At 59.6% G+C, this 19,669-nt stretch carries 21 protein-coding genes; 15 read left to right on the forward strand and 6 right to left on the reverse strand.

Annotated elements, in window-relative coordinates; translation table 11 throughout:
* The first annotated feature begins 31 nt into the window (after nt 1-31).
* The 8 genes from G5253_RS02820 (at nt 32) to G5253_RS02855 (ending at nt 6,692) form a co-directional block, all read left to right on the forward strand.
* The gene (locus G5253_RS02820) at nt 32-772 is read left to right on the forward strand and encodes a heme ABC transporter permease (protein WP_005334687.1); all 741 of its coding nucleotides are present in this window, start codon (nt 32-34) and stop codon (nt 770-772) included.
* A 2-nt stretch (nt 773-774) separates the two neighbouring features.
* On the forward strand, nt 775-981 hold the full coding sequence (gene ccmD, locus G5253_RS02825) for a heme exporter protein CcmD (RefSeq protein ID WP_005334686.1): 207 nt from the start codon (nt 775-777) through the stop codon (nt 979-981).
* The gene (ccmE, locus tag G5253_RS02830) at nt 978-1,469 is read left to right on the forward strand and encodes a cytochrome c maturation protein CcmE (RefSeq protein ID WP_103251229.1); all 492 of its coding nucleotides are present in this window, start codon (nt 978-980) and stop codon (nt 1,467-1,469) included. The genes ccmD and ccmE overlap by 4 nt, the downstream gene beginning before the upstream one ends.
* An 82-nt stretch (nt 1,470-1,551) precedes the next feature.
* On the forward strand, nt 1,552-3,507 hold the full coding sequence (locus tag G5253_RS02835; protein ID WP_266134056.1) for a heme lyase CcmF/NrfE family subunit: 1,956 nt from the start codon (nt 1,552-1,554) through the stop codon (nt 3,505-3,507).
* Nucleotides 3,504-4,034 carry a DsbE family thiol:disulfide interchange protein gene (locus tag G5253_RS02840; RefSeq protein WP_005353655.1) on the forward strand — a complete coding sequence of 177 codons (531 nt, stop codon included), beginning with the start codon at nt 3,504-3,506 and terminating at the stop codon, nt 4,032-4,034. Before G5253_RS02835 ends, G5253_RS02840 begins: the two co-directional genes overlap by 4 nt.
* A gap of 11 nt (nt 4,035-4,045) precedes the next feature.
* Nucleotides 4,046-4,525: a cytochrome c-type biogenesis protein gene (locus G5253_RS02845; RefSeq protein ID WP_266134055.1), complete on the forward strand. Its 480-nt coding sequence runs from the start codon at nt 4,046-4,048 to the stop codon at nt 4,523-4,525.
* Complete coding sequence (gene ccmI / locus G5253_RS02850; RefSeq protein WP_266134054.1) at nt 4,522-5,793, forward strand: c-type cytochrome biogenesis protein CcmI; 1,272 nt, start codon at nt 4,522-4,524, stop codon at nt 5,791-5,793. The genes G5253_RS02845 and ccmI overlap by 4 nt, the downstream gene beginning before the upstream one ends.
* A gap of 86 nt (nt 5,794-5,879) precedes the next feature.
* Nucleotides 5,880-6,692, forward strand: a complete 813-nt coding sequence (locus tag G5253_RS02855; RefSeq protein WP_266134053.1) for an MlaA family lipoprotein — start codon at nt 5,880-5,882, stop codon at nt 6,690-6,692.
* Between the two features lie 112 nt (nt 6,693-6,804).
* On the opposite strand, the gene sodB is transcribed toward G5253_RS02855, so the two are convergent.
* Nucleotides 6,805-7,389: a superoxide dismutase [Fe] gene (sodB, locus tag G5253_RS02860; protein WP_005334664.1), complete on the reverse strand. Its 585-nt coding sequence runs from the start codon at nt 7,387-7,389 to the stop codon at nt 6,805-6,807.
* A gap of 288 nt (nt 7,390-7,677) precedes the next feature.
* Here sodB and G5253_RS02865 point away from each other — a divergent pair, with 288 nt between their 5' ends.
* Nucleotides 7,678-8,022: a Grx4 family monothiol glutaredoxin gene (locus tag G5253_RS02865; protein ID WP_069555635.1), complete on the forward strand. Its 345-nt coding sequence runs from the start codon at nt 7,678-7,680 to the stop codon at nt 8,020-8,022.
* Nucleotides 8,023-8,179: 157 nt separating this feature from the next.
* On the opposite strand, the gene G5253_RS02870 is transcribed toward G5253_RS02865, so the two are convergent.
* Nucleotides 8,180-9,391, reverse strand: coding sequence for an RsmB/NOP family class I SAM-dependent RNA methyltransferase (locus G5253_RS02870; RefSeq protein ID WP_266134052.1), 1,212 nt, complete (start codon nt 9,389-9,391; stop codon nt 8,180-8,182).
* A 222-nt stretch (nt 9,392-9,613) separates the two neighbouring features.
* Between G5253_RS02870 and G5253_RS02875 the strand changes: the two genes are divergently transcribed.
* From G5253_RS02875 to G5253_RS02900, 6 genes are all read left to right on the forward strand, one after another.
* The gene (locus G5253_RS02875) at nt 9,614-11,623 is read left to right on the forward strand and encodes a reprolysin-like metallopeptidase (RefSeq protein WP_266134051.1); all 2,010 of its coding nucleotides are present in this window, start codon (nt 9,614-9,616) and stop codon (nt 11,621-11,623) included.
* The gene (locus tag G5253_RS02880) at nt 11,620-11,943 is read left to right on the forward strand and encodes a hypothetical protein (protein ID WP_266134050.1); all 324 of its coding nucleotides are present in this window, start codon (nt 11,620-11,622) and stop codon (nt 11,941-11,943) included. The genes G5253_RS02875 and G5253_RS02880 overlap by 4 nt, the downstream gene beginning before the upstream one ends.
* 171 nt (nt 11,944-12,114) lie before the next feature.
* Entirely contained in the window at nt 12,115-12,753 is a 639-nt protein-coding gene (gene pdxH / locus G5253_RS02885) for a pyridoxamine 5'-phosphate oxidase (RefSeq protein WP_266134049.1), read from the forward strand.
* Between the two features lie 36 nt (nt 12,754-12,789).
* Nucleotides 12,790-13,404: a glutathione S-transferase family protein gene (locus G5253_RS02890; RefSeq protein ID WP_266134048.1), complete on the forward strand. Its 615-nt coding sequence runs from the start codon at nt 12,790-12,792 to the stop codon at nt 13,402-13,404.
* Nucleotides 13,404-15,044 carry a GNAT family N-acetyltransferase gene (locus G5253_RS02895; protein WP_266134047.1) on the forward strand — a complete coding sequence of 547 codons (1,641 nt, stop codon included), beginning with the start codon at nt 13,404-13,406 and terminating at the stop codon, nt 15,042-15,044. The genes G5253_RS02890 and G5253_RS02895 overlap by 1 nt, the downstream gene beginning before the upstream one ends.
* 6 nt (nt 15,045-15,050) lie before the next feature.
* Complete coding sequence (locus tag G5253_RS02900) at nt 15,051-15,590, forward strand: GNAT family N-acetyltransferase (RefSeq protein WP_005344037.1); 540 nt, start codon at nt 15,051-15,053, stop codon at nt 15,588-15,590.
* A 96-nt stretch (nt 15,591-15,686) separates the two neighbouring features.
* Here the strand turns inward: G5253_RS02900 and G5253_RS02905 are convergent, their stop codons facing one another.
* The 4 genes from G5253_RS02905 to hflD form a co-directional block, all read right to left on the reverse strand.
* Complete coding sequence (locus G5253_RS02905) at nt 15,687-16,100, reverse strand: hypothetical protein (RefSeq protein WP_335873548.1); 414 nt, start codon at nt 16,098-16,100, stop codon at nt 15,687-15,689.
* Between the two features lie 182 nt (nt 16,101-16,282).
* Nucleotides 16,283-17,413 (reverse strand): cupin domain-containing protein, encoded by a 1,131-nt coding sequence (locus G5253_RS02910; protein ID WP_127006698.1) that lies wholly within the window; start codon nt 17,411-17,413, stop codon nt 16,283-16,285.
* 139 nt (nt 17,414-17,552) lie between these two features.
* The gene (purB, locus tag G5253_RS02915; protein WP_013723562.1) at nt 17,553-18,923 is read right to left on the reverse strand and encodes an adenylosuccinate lyase; all 1,371 of its coding nucleotides are present in this window, start codon (nt 18,921-18,923) and stop codon (nt 17,553-17,555) included.
* A 130-nt stretch (nt 18,924-19,053) separates the two neighbouring features.
* Nucleotides 19,054-19,668: a high frequency lysogenization protein HflD gene (hflD, locus tag G5253_RS02920; protein ID WP_005334622.1), complete on the reverse strand. Its 615-nt coding sequence runs from the start codon at nt 19,666-19,668 to the stop codon at nt 19,054-19,056.
* Between the last annotated feature and the right edge of the window lies 1 nt (nt 19,669).

Genomic DNA, 19,669 nt, shown 5'->3' on the forward strand with positions numbered 1-19,669 from the left:
AACGATTAATAACAAAAAGGTTTTGTGAGCTATGTGGAAATGGTTGCACCCTTATGCCAAACCGGAGCGGGCCTATCAGCTGGCAGGCACGCTGTTGCCCTGGTTTGCGGTGATTAGTCTGCTCTCGTTTGTGATCGGTACTGTCTGGGGCCTCGCGTTTGCGCCAGCGGATTACCAGCAGGGAGATTCGTTCCGGATCATCTATATCCACGTGCCTTCCGCCATTCTCTCCATGGGAGCCTACTCCACCATGGCGGTGGCCGCCTTTATCGGCCTGGTGTGGCAACTGCGGATGGCGGATATGACGGTTGCAGCCATTGCGCCGGTCGGCGCCGTATTTACCTTTATTGCCCTCTTTACCGGTGCCGCCTGGGGCAAGCCGATGTGGGGTACCTGGTGGGTGTGGGATGCGCGGCTCACCTCTGAACTGATCCTGCTGTTTCTCTACCTCGGCGTGATTGCTCTCTACAACGCCTTCAGCGACAAGGTGGTCGCTGGCCGTGCGGCCGGCATTCTGGCACTGGTTGGGGTGATCAACCTGCCCATCATTCACTACTCGGTGGAGTGGTGGAATACCCTGCATCAGGGGGCCACCATCACTAAATTTGACAAACCCTCCATTTCACCCGAGATGCTTTGGCCGCTGCTGATCATGATCCTGGCGTTTGCCGCATTTCTCGGAGCTCTGACCCTGATGCGTTTTCGCAATGAACTCCTGATGCGGGAGTGGCATCGCCCCTGGGTCAAAGAGATTGCAGAGCAGGAGAAGTAAGCATGCACTTTGCCTCTTTCAGTGATTTTATGGCGATGGGCGGTTACGCCTTCTATGTCTGGCTCTCTTTTGGACTGACGCTGGTGTGTCTGGTCGGCATCATCATTTCTACCCGCATGAAAACCCGCAGCCTGCTCGCCGAGTTACGCAACAAGCAGGCGCGTGAGGCCCGTCGCAAGGCGGCCCAGCAGATGGAGAACACCCTATGAATCCGAGACGCAAAAAACGCCTCACTATCATTCTTGCCATCACCCTGGGTCTGGCGACCGTCAGCGGGCTGGTGCTCTACGCCCTCAGTCAGAATATCGACCTCTTCTACACCCCGAGCGAGCTGGTGGAGGGGAAGGGACCGGACAAGATCAAGCCGGAAGAGGGGCAGCGCCTGCGCATCGGTGGATTGGTCGTGCCGGGGTCGGTACAGCGGGATCCCCAGAGCCTCAAGGTTGCCTTCAAGCTGGTGGATAATGGCGGTCATCTGGTGACGGTCGAGTTTGACGGCATTCTGCCAGACTTGTTCCGTGAAGGGCAGGGGATTGTTGCCCAGGGCACTCTCAAGGATGCCACGACCGTAGAGGCGTTCGAGGTGCTGGCCAAGCACGATGAGAACTACATGCCGCCGGAAGTGGCCGATGCCACCAACGGCATGCACTTCAAGCCGGAGTATACCGAGGCGCAGTTGAAGGGAGCCAAGCAGTGATCCCTGTGGTGTTTGCCTTTTCCGCTTTGCCTGCCGTGCGTGGTGCGGCTGTTGTCACCGTTCAATTGAAAGGAATGCCTTCATGATCCCGGAATTAGGTCAGTTTGCGCTGATCCTGGCCTTTGCCACTGCCCTGCTGCTGGGGAGCTACCCACTACTGGGCGCCAGTTGGGGGCGTCTTGGCATGATGTCGGCGGCCCGCCCGCTCGCCTATGCCCAGTTCTTGCTGCTGCTGCTGTCGTTTCTCTGCCTGACCTGGGCCTTTATCGACAACGATTTCACCGTGCAGTATGTGGCCACTAACTCCAACAGCCTGCTGCCGCTGGCCTATCGCATCTCGGCGGTGTGGGGTGCCCACGAAGGTTCCCTGCTGCTGTGGGTACTGACCCTGGGTGGCTGGACTGCGGCGGTGGCCATGTTCAGCCGCCGTCTGCCGCTCGATGCGGTGGCTCGGGTACTCGGCGTGCTGGGGCTGATCTCGGTTGGCTTCACTGCCTTCGTGTTGTTCACCTCCGATCCCTTCACCCGCACCTTGCCCTATTTCCCGGTCGATGGTCGTGACCTCAATCCGCTGCTGCAGGATCCGGGTCTTATCTTCCATCCGCCTATGCTCTACATGGGTTATGTGGGCTTCTCGGTGGCGTTTGCCTTCGCCATTGCCTCGCTGATGACCGGCCGTCTCGATGCGACCTGGGCTCGCTGGTCGCGCCCCTGGACCATGGCGGCCTGGGTATTCCTGACCCTGGGCATCGTGCTCGGTTCCTGGTGGGCTTACTACGAGCTTGGTTGGGGCGGCTGGTGGTTCTGGGATCCGGTAGAAAACGCCTCGTTTATGCCCTGGCTGGCGGGTACCGCTCTGCTTCACTCGCTGGCGGTGAGCGAGAAGCGCGCCACCTTCAAGGCGTGGACCGTGCTGCTGGCCCTCTCTGCCTTCTCGTTGAGCCTGCTGGGTACCTTCCTGGTGCGCTCCGGCGTGCTGGTGTCGGTCCATGCGTTTGCCTCCGACCCGACCCGCGGCCTGTTTATTCTCGGCTTCCTGCTGGCGGTGGTCGGTTCATCCTTGCTGCTGTTTGCCTTTAAAGGCTCGCAGGTGAAGAGCCACGGCAAACACGAGCTGTGGAGCCGCGAGACCCTGCTGCTTTGCAACAACATCATGCTGGTGGCGGGTCTGCTGACCGTGCTGCTCGGTACCTTGCTGCCGCTGGTGCACAAGGAGCTGGGGCTGGGGAGCATTTCCATCGGTACTCCCTTCTTCAACCACATCTACAGCTGGCTGATCATCCCGTTTGCCCTGCTGCTGGGGATTGGCCCGCTGTTTCGCTGGCGTCGTCAGGAGCTGGGGGAACTCAAAAGCAAGGTGGTCGTGGCACTGGTGCTGAGTCTGACCGCAGCCTTGCTGTTGCCGCTGCTCTTTGCCGAAACCTTCAAGCCGTGGGCGGCGGTAGGGATTGGTCTGGGCGCCTGGATCATCGTCACCAGCGCGCAGGAGACCTGGGCGCGAGCGACCCACAAGCACAGCTTTGCAGTCGGTGTGCGCAAGCTTGGCAACAGCCACTGGGCCATGATCCTCGGCCATGTGGGGCTGGCAGTCAGCATCATAGGTATTGCCTGCACCCAGAATTACAGCATCGAGAAGGATCTGCGGATGCAGGCGGGTGATCGGGTGCACTTTGCCGATTACGAGTTCGTCTTTGCCGGGATCAAGGAGAAGAACGGCCCCAACTACGATGGCTTCAAGGGCGTTCTGGAAGTGCACCGCAATGGCAAGCAGGTCGCTCTGCTCAAGCCCGAGAAGCGGATGTACAAGGTGAGCCGGATGCCGATGACCGAAGCGGCCATTGATGCCGGTATCACCCGCGATCTCTATGCGGCGCTGGGGGAACAGCTCGACAACGGAGCCTGGGCGGTGCGGATCTACTACAAGCCGTTCGTGCGCTGGATCTGGTTCGGCGGCGTCTTTATGGCCATTGGTGGCGTACTGGCGATGCTCGACAAGCGTTACCGTTTCGGCCGTCGTGAGGAGGAGGCCAAGGCATGAACAAAAAGACCTGGTTGTTTTTAATCCCCTTTATCGTCTTTTTGCTGGGGGCGGTGTTCCTGTTCAAGGGGCTCTACTCCGATCCCACCAAGCTTGAGTCCGTGATGGTGGGCAAAGAGGTGCCGGTGTTCACCCTGCAGGACATTTACGATCTGAACAAACAGCACGATCGCAGTATCCTGACCGGTCGCCCCATGCTGCTCAACGTTTGGGCCACTTGGTGCCCCACCTGCTACGGCGAGCACACCTACCTCAAACAGCTGGCGGGGCAGGGCATTCCCATCATCGGCATGAACTACAAGGATGAGCGTGACAAGGCGATCAAGTGGCTGGCTGAGCTGGGCAACCCCTATCAGGTCAACCTCTATGATCCGGACGGCATGCTGGGGCTGGATCTCGGGGTATACGGCGCGCCGGAGACCTTCTTTATCGACAGCAAGGGGATCATCCGTTATCGCCACGTGGGGGATATCAACCCCGAGAACTGGGCGTCGACCCTCAAACCCATCTTTGATGCCATGAAGTGAGGGGAGTTTTGATGAGAGTATTTATTGCTTCCCTGCTGCTGTTGCTGGGATGGGTGGTGCAAGCGCCGGCCATGGCCGCTATCGATGTCTACACCTTCGACAACGACAATCAGGAGCAGGTCTTTCGCGAACTGACCAAGGAGCTGCGTTGCCCCAAGTGTCAGAACCAGGATATCGCCGACTCCAATGCTGGGCTGGCCAAGGACTTGCGCGACAAGACCTACCAGATGGTGCGTGAGGGCAAGGATAAAGAGGAGATCGTGGATTACATGGTGGCCCGCTACGGCAACTTTATCCTCTATAACCCGCCCCTGATGGCATCCACCCTGATCCTCTGGCTCGGCCCGCTGATGGTCATCGTCATCGGCCTGGGGGTGGTGGTGATGCGCAGCCGCCGGCCCCCTGCGGTGAAAAAACAACTGGATAACGCACTGAGCGAGGAGGAGCAGCGCCGACTGGCCGAGCTGCTCAAAGAGGAAGAGAAACAATGACCGCTTTTTGGATAGTGATTGCGGGCTTGCTGGTGCTGGTGAGTCTGGCGCTCGTCGTGCCGCTGTGGCGTGGTGAAGGCAAACAGAGCATCAGTCGCTCGGCGCTCAACAAGCAGCTCTATCGCCAGCGGCTGCTGGAGATTGGCGAAGAGCGCGAGCAGGGTGTCCTGGCTGAAGAGTCCGACTCGCTGGTCGAGCTGCAACGAAGTCTCTTGGATGATATCCCTGATGTGGAACAGACTGCCCGCAGTGGCAAGAGTCTGATCTGGATCCCGGGTGTACTGGTGCTGTTGGTGGTGAGTCTGGGGCTCTACTACAAGTTGGGCTCCTGGCAAGAGGTGAGTCGCTGGCAAGATGCCAGCAGCCGTCTTGGCGAGCTGAGCAACCGCATTTTGGTGGAGCGGGATGCCAAGGTGACCGAGCAGGATCTGCTGGATTTCACGCTGGCACTGCGTACCCGCCTCAAGGATGAACCGAACGACTACCGCGGTTGGCTGCTGCTGGGACGCTTGGCGCTGGATGGCAATGATCCCGAGATGGCCAGCGAGGCGCTGGAGCAGGCCTACACGCTGGCTCCCCAGAAGTCACTGGTGGCGGTGCCCTACGCGCAGGCGCTGATGATGACGGGGGATGAGGCGCAAGCGGATGCCTTGTTGCAGGCTGCTATCGCGCAGGATCCGGACAATATCGAAGCGCGTTCCGTCTATGCCTTTATGGCGCTGCAAAAAGAGGACTTCCAGACCGCGTTGGCTCGCTGGCAGGCGATGTTGCCACTGATGGAGAAAGGCACTCCCCGTTATGTGATGGTCGAGCGCTCCATGGAATATGCCCGCGCGCAGCTCAAGCAGCGCGGCATTGAGGTGACGAATTCAGGCGCAGCCAAAGCGGGCGCAGTTGAGGGACAACCGCTGGCGGTGAAGGAGGGGGAATTCCCCATCCACGTCACGTTGGCGGCGGGCATTCAGATGCCGGAAGATGCCCATCTCTTCGTCTTTGCCGTGGTGCCCAACGGGCCGCCCATGCCCATCGCCGTGAAGCGTATCGCAGGGCCAACTCTGCCTGTTACCCTGTCACTCGGGGATGGCGATGCCATGATGGTGGAAGGCAGCAAACTGGCGGCCTATCCGGAGCTGCAGTTCAAGGCACGTCTCTCCCGCGGTGGCAATGTGATGAACAAGGAAGGAGCCTTCGAAGGGGTATCCGTTCCGGTTAAGACGGCCGAGATCCCTACTGCTCCGATTGACATCCGTATCGATCACGCCCTCTAATATGTCCTTTGAATAACCCGGCTCCTTGATAGGGGCCGGGTTATCTATACTTCTGATAAATCAAAATAAAACGTCAGGACAATCATATGTATCTTCGTTCAGGGGCCATATTGGCAGCCCTCTTGCTGGCTGGTTGTGCCGGTGGCCCGCCCAAGCCTGGCCCAGAGAGTCTGGATCTCAATCCCGGTATGAATCGTCCGGGCGCCACCAGTACGGCGGCCGACCCGCGTGATCCCTTCCAGGGAGCAAACCGTGCCATGTGGGCGGTCAATTATGATGTGCTGGAGCCCTATGTAGCACGTCCTGTGGTACATGCTTACGCTCGCTATATTCCGGTGGGGGTGAAGGATGGCATTGCCAACTTTGTTGCCAACTTTGATGAGCCAAGCAGCATGGTGAACCATCTGATCACAGGTGATTTGAAGGGGGCGGGCACCAACCTGGGGCGCTTTACCCTCAACACCACGGTCGGTCTGCTGGGTATCTTCGATGTGGCCAAACATGCAGGCCTCGAGCGTAACAAGCTGGAGATGGACACAGTGCTGGGCAGGGCCGATATCGGTAATGGTGCCTACATCATGGTGCCTGTCTACGGTCCGACCACCACCCGGGAGCTGGTCGGTGACACCATTGATACCATCTATTTCCCCTATGCCTTGCTGACTATCCCGTTAAGGGTTACCCATTGGGTACTGGATGGTTTGGGCAATCGCGCCAAGCTGATCGATCAGGAGCGGATCATCGACAACTCCCTCGACCCCTATGCGCTAACCAAGGACTTTTATCTGCAGTACAGCCAGGGCAAGGTGACGGGCAAGCAGGCTGAGCTGAAAGCGTCTCAGCAAGAGCAGGCCGACGATGCCAATCTGGATGAATACATGGACGAGCTGGACCAGTAAACGGGCTATCTCGATATGTAAAAGGCGCCTGCGGGCGCCTCTTTCATTTACGTAGCCATCTAGATATAAAAAAACGCCCCGCAGTGCGGGGCGTTTTGGCAAGCGAGGCTGATTAGGCAGCCAAGTTCTTGGCCACGAATTCCCAGTTAACCAGAGCCCAGAAGGTTTCCATGTACTTCGGACGCAGGTTGCGGAAGTCGATGTAGTAGGCGTGCTCCCACAGGTCAACGGTCAGCAGCGGGGTGGTACCGGCTTCAGTCAGCGGGCAACCGGCGTTGGAGGTGTTGACGATAGCCAGAGAGCCGTCAGCTTTTTTCACCAGCCAAGTCCAGCTGGAACCGAAGTTGCCGATGGCTGATTTGGTGAAGGCATCTTTGAACTCGGCGAAGGAGCCGAATGCCTTGTTGATGGCATCAGCCAGGGCGCCAGTCGGCTCGCCACCGCCATTCGGGGAGAGGCAGTGCCAGTAGAAGGTGTGGTTCCAGATCTGGGCGGCGTTGTTGAAGATGCCGCCGTTGGAGGTCTTGATGATCTCTTCCAGAGACTTGCCTTCAAACTCGGTACCCGGCACCAGATTGTTCAGGTTGACCACGTAGGTGTTGTGGTGCTTGCCGTGGTGATATTCCAGAGTTTCCTGGGAGATGTGCGGTTCCAGAGCGTTGATTGCATAGGGCAGAGCGGGAAGTTCGAATGCCATTTTCTACTCTCCATTGGCTGGACCGTGCGAAGGCGACGGTTGCAAGACATTGCGTACTCTTTTCTATATGTGAAAAGAGTTGTTTTTAAAATGATGGGGCTGGGTAGCCCAAAGCCAAGGGATTGTAGCAGTATCAAAGATGGCCTAACAACTCTTGATTGGCGCCATGATCGCGATCAATCCTGTGTGGGTTCTTTGCACAATTCGAGCCGGGTCACCCCTTTGTCAGTTTGTGCTCGGGCAAGATTGCAGTAGAATGGCCGCCGAAATCGCTCTAGTGAGGCACCTATGGAAACTATTGAAAAGATTAAGCAGCAGCTGGCTGACAACCCCATCATCATCTACATGAAGGGCTCCCCCAAGCTACCCAGCTGTGGCTTCTCTGCCCAGGCCTCCCAGGCTCTGATGTCCTGCGGCGAGCCGTTTGCCTACGTTGATATCCTGCAGAATCCGGATATCCGCGCCGAATTGCCAAAATTCGCCAACTGGCCGACCTTCCCGCAACTGTGGGTTGAAGGTGAGCTGATCGGTGGCTGTGACATCATGATCGAGATGTTCCAGGCTGGCGAGCTGCAGGCCCTGATCAAGGAAACTGCCGCCAAGTACAAGCAGGATGACGCTGCTGCTGAATAAGCGGATGTTCATATCGCTGAAAAGGGAGTCATTGTGGCTCCCTTTATTATTTGCTGGCGACGAAAGCAGTACACAGTCCCCCATCGGGAGTGAGCCAGCAAACCAAAACAGAGCGGCTGCCAAGGCAGCCGCTTTTTCTATCTGGTCATCGGGCAGATCAGGCGATCCGTTCGATACGGGCCATGTAGAAACCGTCGAAGCCGGTCTCGGACGGGCTCACAGTGTGATCGTCACGCAGACGGAAGTTTTCGTTGGCGGCGAGGAACTTGTCCACCTGCTGGCGGTTCTCCTCGGGCAGGATGGAGCAGGTAGCGTAAACCAGCATGCCGCCCACTTTCACCATCTGGCTGTAGCGCTGCAGGATCTCTTCCTGCAGCGCGACCAGCACCGGCAGACGCTCGGCGGTATCGCGCCACTTGGCATCCGGATTGCGCTTGAGTACGCCAAGACCGGAGCAGGGCACGTCCAGCAGTACACGGTCGGCGCTCTCTTTGAGGCGCTTGACGGTCTTGCTGCTGGTGATGACCCGGGTCTCCACGTTGTGGGCACCGGCGCGACGAGCGCGTTGCTTGAGGTTCTCCAGTTTCCACTCTTCCACATCCATTGCCAGCAAACGGCCTTTGCCCTGCATCATGGCGGCGATATGCAGGGTCTTGCCACCGGCACCGGCGCAGGCGTCGATAACGCGCATGCCTGGGGCAACTTCCAGCGCAGCAGCAACCAGCTGGGAGCCTGCGTCCTGCTGTTCGAAGCAACCATCGGCAAAGGCCTTGGTGCGGAACAGGGCTGCGTCGGAGGTGACTTGCAGGGCAGTCTCCACACCTTCAACCGGAATTGTGGTGACATGCTCTTTGGCCAGAATGGCTTGCAGCTCATCACGGGTGCACTTGAGGGTGTTGACCCGCAGGTAGCGCTTGGGCATCCAGGCCAGGGCAGCACGCTCGGCAGGCCAGGCTTCACCCAGCTGCTCGCTACCCAGTTTCTCCAGCCAGCTCGGGCAACCATCCATCAATACCGGGTTCTTCTTTGCCTCGGTCAGACGGCGGCGGAATGCTTCCTCATTGAAGCGATCCAGGGTCGGGTTGTTGGGCTGGGCAATTTTGTGGAAGGCGTGCCAGCTGTGCAGCAGTGGCCAGACATTCTTCTCGGCCTGACGCACCTGAATACCTGTCAGAGCACAGTAGAGGCTCAGCCGACGCAACAGGTCGCCGGTGACCAGGGCAATCCTTGCCTGTTCTTGCGGTTTGAGTTCGATGCCTGAGAAGTGACGGGCATAGGCACGGTCGAGGGTAAGACCCTGACCGAGCACATCGTCAATAATGGCAACGACCAGATCCCCGAAACGGGGCAACAGTGGGGATTTGAGCATGAGATTAACCTTGGCCAGATAAAGATGAACTGCACCTTTGTGAAGAGGGGCTGTTCTAAAATTGACAAATCCGCGCAATGATAGGGGTTAGACGGGGTTGGCGCAACACTCCCACTCGGGAATGGTGGAAAGGGTTGCTTCAGCTTTGTATTGATGTGGCCGAATAAAAATAAAGTACAGGCCGCAATTCAGGCGATTGCATTAATACAGGGACTAAAAACAATGCATGTGACGAAATACTCTAGGGTGGCCTTGCTGGTTGCCAGCATGCTGGGCTCAACCAGCCTGATGGCCAGCGAATGGAGCACGGTTGCCGCCAGAGCAACAGCTGACGAGGGTTATGAGGTACGGGCTCATCAGTTCCGGGTCGCCAAGGTGCCGCTCGACTATTTTGCCGGGTTGCAAGCGGGGGCCAGCAAGCTGACCTTGCCACTGCCTGATGGGGGGGAGGTTACCTTTGCACTGGAAGCTTACAATGTACTGCCCGCAGACCTTGCAGCCAAGTATCCTCAGATCCGCACCTTCAAGGGGTACAACCCGGCTCATCCGGTTGATACTGGACGCTTCGATCTGGGGCCGCAAGGTTTTCATGCCATGTTCAGCCATCAGGGCAAGATGGTGTTTGTCGATCCGCTGCGCAATGCCGAGGGGTATGCAATTTACTACCAGCAGGATGCCTACAGCCGACTGGAAGAAGACGCCGACAAGGTGATCGGGGCTGACGCCAAAACGTTGGCTCGCAAGGTGCAAGTGGATGGTAATGTTCGCAAACGTTACACCATCGCTATGTCGGCCTCAGGTGAGTACACCCAATATCATGGCGGCTCCCAAGTGCTGGCCCTGGCGGCCATTACTACCCTGCTCAACCGGGTCAACGAGGTGTACCAGCGAGATGTGGGGGCCGAGTTCGTGCTGGCCAGCGGCAACGATTCTGTGATTTTTACCGATCCGGTAACAGACCCTTTCTACAACGGCGATAACCCTGACTACGTGAGCGGCGTGAGCAGCATCTATGAGGCTGATGACACCAGCAAGAACGTCCTGGTACAGGGAGAAGCCTTCGCCAATGGTGAGCTGGGCGCATTCGATATCGGGCATGTGGTCAATACCGGGGGAGGTGGCCTGGCCGGGCTCGGCGTGCTGTGCACCGCGGACAAGTCGGCCGGGATGACGGGCTCCGATAAGCCGGTGGGGGATGCCTTCTTTATCGACTACGTGGCTCACGAGATCGGCCACCAGTTCGGTGCCGACCACACCTTCAACGGCACCACTGGCAGTTGCGGCGGTGGCAATCGGGAGGCGGCACAAGCCTGGGAGCCGGGCAGCGGTACTTCCATCATGGCCTATGCCGGGATCTGCGGGGACGAGAACATCCAGCCCCACAGCGATCCCTATTTTCACAGCAAATCTATCGAGCAGATGCGGGCGCACATGGCGACCGTGCCGGCCTGTGGCACCACCCTGAATCTCGTCAACAACACGCCCCAGGCGGTGGCCGGAGCCAGCTATATCATTCCCGCCAACACGCCATTCGTGCTCAAGGGGGCCGGCGCCGATTTGGACAAGGATCCCCTGACCTACACTTGGGAGCAGATTGATCTGGGCGACCCATCCAGCAGTGCTCTTGACATGATCGATGACGGCTCCCGTCCGTTGTTCCGCTTCGTGTCGCCGACCGGCTCGCCGGAGCGGATTTTGCCGAGCTTGCCATCCCTGCTCTCGGGCTCGCTCGCCAAGGGCGAGGCATGGCCCACCACTAACCGGGATCTCAACTTCCGATTGACGGTGCGTGACGGCAAGGGCGGTGTCGCCAGCGACGACATGAAGGTCCAGGTGATCAACACTGGCAGTGCCTTCCGGTTGACCGCCCCGATTGGGGTGGCATTGACGCCGGGGGCAAGCCTGGCTGTCAGCTGGGATGTGGCCGGCACCACGCTGGCGCCGATCAGCTGCAGCAAGGTAGACCTGTTCATCACCCAAAACGAGGGAACCAGCTGGAGCAATCTGGCGGTCAGCCAGCCCAACAGCGGCGCCGCCACTGTCACCCTGCCGGCGGATCTGGCCAGCTCTGCTCGCCTGAAGGTGGCCTGCAGCGACAACATCTTCTTCGCGATCAGTCCCTCCAAGTTGCCGGTTGTCCAAAGCGGCGGCAGCTCGGGCGGTGGCGGCGGAGCCCTCGGTCTCTGGACTCTGGCGCTGGCCCTGCTGGGTTGGCAACGGAGGCGCGGATGAGGGTTGGCTGGCTGATGCTGGTGTCCCTGCTTGGCGGCTGTCAGGCCGACGCCGATACTCTGGAGCAGGCGGTCAGCGCCAGCCTGGCAAAGCAGGATTACCGATTGATCGTGCGGGCCGGGCGCGGCGAGGTGGCGCCCGGCATCGCGCCGGAGCAGCAGGCCTCGGCCAAGGCGCGCTGCGGTGTGCGCTACCTCGACGGTCTGGGGGATGTCATCAAGCCCGGACAGGAAGAGGCCCAGGCCAAGCTGGCGGCCTACGCGGCCGATTACAACCGGCGCATGCTGGCGCATTGTCCTGCTGTCGCTGGCAAGCAATAAGCTTGCGCGTACCAAGATTGTGCGAAGGGCATATCAAGGAGGGAGGCGTGAGCCTCCCTCTTTTTTTGCAGCAGCCATTTGCTGGTCACAAGGCTTGTACCCATGGCGTGCTCGTCGCACAATGCCAGCACGCATGGCCGCATGGGCGGCAAAGAGAGAAGGAAAATCAAGATGATGGATGTTGCTGATCTGCGCCGTGAATATTCCCGTGGCGGGCTGCACCGGGCCGATCTGCCGGCCGAGCCGCTGGCGCTGTTCGAGAAGTGGTTGGCGCAGGCTTGTGAGGCCAAACTGACCGATCCCACCGCCATGGTGGTGGCGACGGTGGATGCCGAAGGTCAGCCCTGGCAGCGTACCGTGCTGCTCAAGCACTACGACGCCCAAGGGATGGTCTTTTACACCAACATGGGCAGCCGTAAGGCGCAGCAGCTGGAAGGCAACCCCTGTATCAGCCTGCTCTTCCCCTGGCACACGCTGGACAGACAGGTTCATGTGACCGGTCGGGTGGAGAAGATGAGCACCTTCGAGGTGATGAAGTATTTCCACAGCCGTCCCAAGGATAGCCAGATCGCTGCCTGGGTCTCCAAGCAGTCGACCCGCATCTCGGCCCGCGGCGTGCTGGAGGCCAAGTTCCTCGAGCTCAAGCAGAAGTTTGCCAATGGCGAAGTGCCGCTGCCGAGCTTCTGGGGCGGATTCCGGGTGGTGATCGAGACGGTGGAGTTCTGGCAGGGGGGCGAGCACCGGCTGCACGACCGCTTCTACTACACCCGCGACGGGGATGGCTGGCATATCGAGCGTCTGGCACCCTGAGCGCGCTGTTCAAATCTATTTTCACAAGGAGTGTGTATGCGTCTGTATGGTGATCTGCGTTCCGGCAACTGCTACAAGGTGTGGCTGCTGGCCCGCTGGCTGGAGTTGCCCCTTGAGTGGGTAGATGTGGATATTCAGGCGGGGGATACCCGTACCCCCGCATTTCTGGCCAAGAACCCCAACGGCAAGATCCCGGTGCTGGAGATTGGCCAGGGCGATACGCTGGCGGAATCCAATGCCATCCTCTTCTATCTGGCGCAAGGTAGCGCCTTGTGGCCAACCGATCCGCGCCAGCAGGCCGAGGTGCTCAAATGGATGTTCTTCGAGCAGTACAGCCATGAGCCCTATATCGCGGTAGCGCGCTTTATTGTTCACTATCTCGGCCGCCCCGAGTCCCAAGAGGCGCGTCTCGACGGGCTGAAAGCCGGTGGCGAGAAGGCGCTGGGGGTAATTGAGCTGCAACTGAAACAGAGCCCCTATCTGTGCGGTGATGCGCCTACCATCGCCGATATCGCCCTTTATGCCTACACCCATGTGGCAGAGGAGGGGATCTTCTCTCTGCAGGGGTGGCCAGCTATCCGTAGCTGGATCGCCCGTATTGAAGCCCATCCCCGCCATCTGACGCTGCCAGTGGCCTGTCAGGCCAGCTGATGGAATTGCTGATCGAGGCCAGTCTGTGGCAACCACAGTGGGCTGCGCTGTTGCTGCACTGGCAGCAGCAAGGTCATCGCTGGCAGCTGCTACTGGGCAAAGAGGCGGCCGCCGCCCTCGATCAAACCGATGCTCCCTGGGCGAGCAGTCCTCCTGACGGGGTGCTCTGCCCGGGGGCTCTGCTGGCTGCTTGGCTCGATGGGGATCTGCTGACGGATTTTCATGTTGATCCCAGCCGCCAGATCCTGATCAGTGCCTCCACCTCGCTACTGACCCTCGCCAGAGAGCAGGGGCTGCTTACCCTTGGTCCTGTGGGGGCCGATCTGCCGCTTACCCCCGAGGCCGATTTGGGCGCCGTGCTCAATCGCCTGCTGGCGCGCCGCGTGACGGTGCCGACCCTGGCTGAGGGGCATTCGCTATCAGGTGTCGTATTGCGACCACTGCAGGTCGACGATGAGCGCGAGATAGTGCGCTACTGCAGCGACGAGGCGCTGGCCCGCTACACCCTCAATATTCCTCACCCCTATCCGCCGGAGGGGGCCCGCGACTGGCTGGCGCTAAGCTGGCGCAAGGCAGCGCTTGGCTTTGGTTGGAGCTGGGCCATCACCTTACCAGAGGAGCAAGGTGCGGCGTTGCTTGGGGTGATCTCCCTGCACTGGAATGGCGAGCTCGCCTGGTGGGTTGGCGTACCCTGGCAGAATCGCGGTCTGGCGACCCGGGCAGCAAGCTTGGTCAAAGCGTTCGCCCTTGACCAACTGCAACTGCCAGCGCTGACGGCTCGCCATATGCCAGACAATCTTGCCTCCGGCCGGGTGATGGCAAAAGTGGGCATGCACTATCGCGGGCGGCGCCATATCAGTGGTCGCCAGCCGTGTGAGGTGAGTTACTGGCGGCTGGATCGCGCTCCCTCCTTACCCAATCCTTTGCCCGAGGAGATTTCCCATTGGCTTGCTGATGAGCGGATCGCCGTGGTGATCCAGTGGGATCCTGTAACGTTGGATCGGCAGAGTGCCAACGGCAAGCTGGCCATCTCGCTCTTTGTGGATGAGAGGGGCGCGGGGGAGGAGTCCTGCTCTATTCGCTGCCCGCCGCATCTTGAGAGGTCTCTGGAGCTGCACTGTTACCCCGTCGATCTGCTGGAGCAGGCCGAACCGGAGCAGTTGTCCCATCTTGGCGGCGTATTGCTGAAAGACAGGGATGAACAGGGGCTGGCGTGGTTGCTGCAACTGGCCGCGCTGCAGCATCAGGGGCCCGATCTGCTCAGCCGCGAGGAGCGCGCATCACGGCGCCACTGGTTCAACCAATTGATGGCGCAGGCGCTGGGCGGCAACGGTGACTCGTCGCAGATACGCTATCAGCAGTTACGGCTGCTGGTGGAGCTGCCGGAGCTGGTCGACGAGCTGGATGGCTGTTGGCATCAAACGCCTGAACTGACCTTTGAGCGGTTGGCGCGGGAGGCTCCCGCCCTCTGGCTGGCCTACCGCAAGGCGATGAACAGGGTCACCCCGGCGACACTAACCGCCTTGCAGCTGCAGTTTGCCGCTCGTTTTCCTGAGTGCACCCTCCCATTTTTGGACAAAGGTACTCAGAATGACCAGCCGTTGTGTGGAATAATGCCCGCTCTGCTGTACGAGGAGTAATACCTGATGTTGAGAACCGAGCGCCCCGGTGACATGCTGCCGGTTTATGAGCTGCTGAGTGCCGCCTTCGGTCGTTCCGATGAGGCCGAACTGGTCAACCGCCTGCGCGAATGTGGCGCTGCCGTGGTGACCATGGTCGAAGAGGAAGAGTACGAGTTCATGGGGCACCTGATGCTAAGCCCGATCACCATTAACGGCATGGAAGGGCCTTGGCTCGGTCTGGCGCCGGTCGCGGTTCATCCCGACTGGCAAGGTCAGGGTATTGGCTCTGATCTCATCCGTGAAGGGCTTGATACGGCGCTTGAGATGGACTGGAAAGGGGTGGTGGTACTCGGGGATCCGGCCTATTACAGCCGTTTCGGTTTCCGCCCGGCCAGCGAGTTTGGCCTGCACTGCATCTATGAGGTGCCTGCCGACTGCTTTATGGCGATGGAGCTACAGGAGCGCGGTTTTGCGGGTGTGCAGGGTGAGGTGCTCTATCACCCCCTGTTTGATGAACTCCCCGACGAGCTGCCGGACGCGCAGGCAGAAGTGTCCCATTTATAGCGAGACGTCGCAGCGACAAGCCATAACGAAAAAGCCCTCATCGAGGGCTTTTTCATCTTGTATTGATCCCTGCCGGGCTTATTCGAGCAAATTGGCTCAGGCAATGATGTCGAGCTGGGTGCCCTTGCGATTATCTTCGCCCACCATGTCACCCATCTGCTGGGCGAGCGGGCTCTGCTGGAATTGCATGTAGTCGCTGAGATTCTGCTGGCGCTGGTAGCGAGTCGCAGCCTGATACATATCAGCCGTGCTCGGGCCCGACTTGCTGTCGCTCTCCTGACCGCTGGCTTCCAGGTAGCGCTCCACCACGGCTTTATCTTGCTGGTTAGCCGTATAAGAGACAGCCAGGGTTCTGCGAGCCGTTGCTTTCTCTTCGCTCTGTGCCTGTAATTCATCCTTCTTGATCAGCGCTTCGTTACGGGCCTGATTGACCTGTTCGGGCGTGACAGCCGGAGAGGAGGGATATTTGCCGTAATCGGGCAGCGGCATGGGCCGGGAGGTGATTTGCATGGTGGCGCTTCTCTTGTGAACAGGGACGGACGCATGATACTCATCCATGTTAGCTCAATAAATCACCACTCGTCGGTTCATCAAGAGTAGGTTCAGCTTCGCGCATCGATTGTTAATTGAACCGCATCTGAGTGACAAAAAGGCGCCATAAGGCGCCTTTTTATCCTTCAGTTACCGCCGGATCAGTTGAAGAACCAGTAACCGCGGTTGACCAGACGGGTCAGCAGTTGCAGGAAACCGGCCTGATCGGCCAGCTCCACCATGTCGGCCTGGGTGATGATGTCCTTGTCGCACAGGAGGGAAATGGCTGCCGCGTCTTCGCTCTGCAGCGTCCAGGCTTCGCCGTCGATGAAGCACTGCTGGCTCTCGCCGCTAAACCAGACGGTGCGCAGACCCGGTACCTTGATGGCAGGCTCGCCCTGGGTCAGCATGTCGGCCACTTCCTCGGCGCTGTAGTCTGGCTCGACCGGATTGACGTCCAGATCGTGCTTGGCCTCGGAGATCATGGTGCCGAACCACTCCTTGAACAGGGTCTCGTCATCGAGAGCCTGCTGCATCAGCTCGCGCAGACGGTGCAGCTCGTGGGGCTGGATCTCGCCGTGACGGGCGCGGGGCTTGAGATCGGCATCGCCGTAACGCTCGGTACGCACCTCGTTGTCGATCAGATGATCGGCAAAGGAGGAGATAAGTGCTTTGGCATCCGGTGCGCGGAAGCCCACCGAGAAGTTCATGGAGGGCTCGATGGCGTAGCCTTCGTGGGGGAATCCGGGCGGAATGTAGAGGATGTCGCCCGGCTCCATGATGACGTCGATGATCGCCTCGAAGGGCTCGCAGTGCAGCAGGGCTGCGTGGGCGGCGAACTCGTTGAGGGGCTTGGCATCGCCGACTCGCCAGTGGCGTTTGCCCAGACCCTGGGTGATAAACACATCGTAATTGTCGATGTGGGGGCCGACACCCGCATGGGGGGTGGAGAAGCTCACCATCACATCGTCAAAGCGCCAGCCCGGAATGAACTGGAACGGCACCGCCAGCTCGTTCACCTCGGGAGCCCAGTGGTTGCAAGCCTGTACCAGAATGGTCCAGTTCTCTTCGCCCAGATGGTCGTAGGATTCGAAGGGGCCGTGGGCGGCATCCCACTTGCCGTCGAAACGGGTGACGAGGCGGGACTCGACCACCTCTTCCATGGCCAGACCCGCCAGCTCGTCCGGGCTGATAGGGTCCTGAAAGTCCTTGAAGCCCCCCTTGATAAGGAGCGGGCGCTTCTGCCAGTAGTGTTCGAGGAAGTGAGCGATATCCAGATTGAGTTCGTACATGCTGTTTCTCGTGTCTCGCAAAGAGGTTTTGCCCAAGGCCGGCTTGGGAAAAGCCACTCGGGATCCTGCCGTGGCAGGGAAAATAACAGGGGCCCTGTGGCGTATCGTGCACAGGGCCCCTTCGTCACTGCCGGTTGGCTTACTTCAGCAGATCAACCAGACGTTGGGCGTCACCGATGTAGTTGGCCGGGGTCAGCTTCTTCAGCTCAACCTTGACCGCTTCCGGCAACTCCAGGGTGTCGATAAAGGTACGCATCCCTTCGGCATCGACGCGGCGACCACGGGTCAGCTCTTTGAGCTTCTCGTAGGGCTTCTCGATACCGTAGCGGCGCATCACGGTCTGGATCGGCTCGGCCAGCACTTCCCAGTTGGCATCCAGATCGGCGGCCATGGCGGCGTCGTTGGCTTCCAGCTTGGAGATGCCCTTGAGGGTCGCCTGATAGGCAATCAGGGAGTAACCCACCGCCACACCCAGGTTGCGCAGTACGGTCGAGTCGGTCAGATCACGCTGCCAGCGGGAGATGGGCAGCTTGCTCGCCAGATGCTGGAACACGGCGTTGGCCAGACCCAGATTGCCTTCGGAGTTCTCGAAGTCGATGGGGTTGACCTTGTGCGGCATGGTGGAGGAGCCGATTTCCCCCGCGATGGTGCGCTGCTTGAAGTGACCCAGGGAGATGTAACCCCACACATCGCGGTCGAAGTCGATCAGGATGGTGTTGAAGCGGGCCATGGCGTCGAACAGCTCGGCGATATAGTCGTGTGGCTCGATCTGGGTGGTGTAGGGGTTCCAGGTCAGGCCCAGGGAGGTAACAAACTCCTCGGAGAACTGGTGCCAGTCCACATCCGGGTAGGCGCTAAGGTGGGCGTTGTAGTTGCCGACCGCACCGTTGATCTTGCCGAGGATCTCCACCGCCATGATCTGCTTGAACTGGCGCTCAAGACGGTAGGCGACGTTGGCCATCTCCTTGCCCATGGTGCTCGGGGTCGCCGGCTGGCCGTGGGTGCGGGAGAGCAGCGGCATGTCACGATAGTCGTGAGCCAGACGCTTGAGCTCGCTGATCAGCTTCTCGCAATAAGGCTTGATGACCTCTTCGCGAGCGGTTTTCAGCATCAGACCGTGGGAGTTGTTGTTGATGTCTTCCGAGGTGCAGGCGAAGTGGATGAACTCGCTGACAGCCGCCAGCTCCGGGTTCACTTCGACTTTCTCTTTGAGGAAGTACTCCACCGCTTTCACATCATGGTTGGTGGTGCGCTCGATCTGTTTGATGCGGGCGGCGTCACTCTCGTTGAAGTTGCTGACGATGCCGTCGAGCAGGGCGTTGGCGGCCGCGCTCAGGGCAGGGACTTCCGGGATCCCGGCGTGGCTGGCCAGTTTTTGCAACCAGCGCACCTCGACTTCGACGCGAAAACGCAGCAGGCCGAATTCGGAGAAGATAGGGCGCAGGGCATCGGCCTTGTCGCCATAACGACCGTCAATCGGGGAAACAGCAGTCAGCGCGGACAGCTCCATGGGGTGAACTCCTGATGATTTGTGTGGGGGATCCGTATCCACTCGCACGTGGGGCTGAGTCGTCATCAAGGCGGATGTGCGGCTGTTCACCCTGATGTTGACCTCGGCTGGCCCGCGCGCGAGCCGATGATTAGTAACGTTTGGCCAGCTCCACCATCTTCTTGCGAGCGAAGATGATCTGGGTGCGGCTGCCACCGAGCTGACGCCACAGCACGCAGGCACGAATGCCTGCCAGCAGCAGGGCGCGCACCTTGTGCTGCACCAGCGGTTGCTGCAGGAACAGCGGGGTGCCTGCCACCTGAATGCGCGGCCCGATGGGGCTGATAAGATCGCTGTAGATGCTCGCCATGTTGGCCAAAATCTGCTCGTCGAGCAGATCGAAGTGCTGTTGCTGGCGACCAATCTGGCTGATCCGCTCACCCAGCATATTGAGAATGTCCTTGCGCTTGGCCAGCTTGCGCTCCAGTGCAATCAGGCTCACCACGTAGCGGGTCAGCTCGGCATTTTTCTGGCTGCCGTCGGCTCCCAGCTGCTCGACCAGCGCACGGTAGCCGTCGCGAATGGCCAGATGGGTGTTGTTGAACACCTCGAGCGGTTGGCTCGGGTTGGTCACCAGAATGCTGGAGAGGCTCTCGCGCAGGGCGGCCTCGTCACAGCTGCCGTCTCGGGCCACCTTCTGCACCAGATACGCGGCCTGGCAGATGCCGGCAAAGGCCATTGTTCTGTCTTGGAATTTATCGCTCACG

Origin of the sequence: Aeromonas sp. 602658 (genome assembly GCF_049173005.1) — a bacterium.
GTDB classification, from domain to species: Bacteria; Pseudomonadota; Gammaproteobacteria; order Enterobacterales; family Aeromonadaceae; genus Aeromonas; species Aeromonas veronii_A.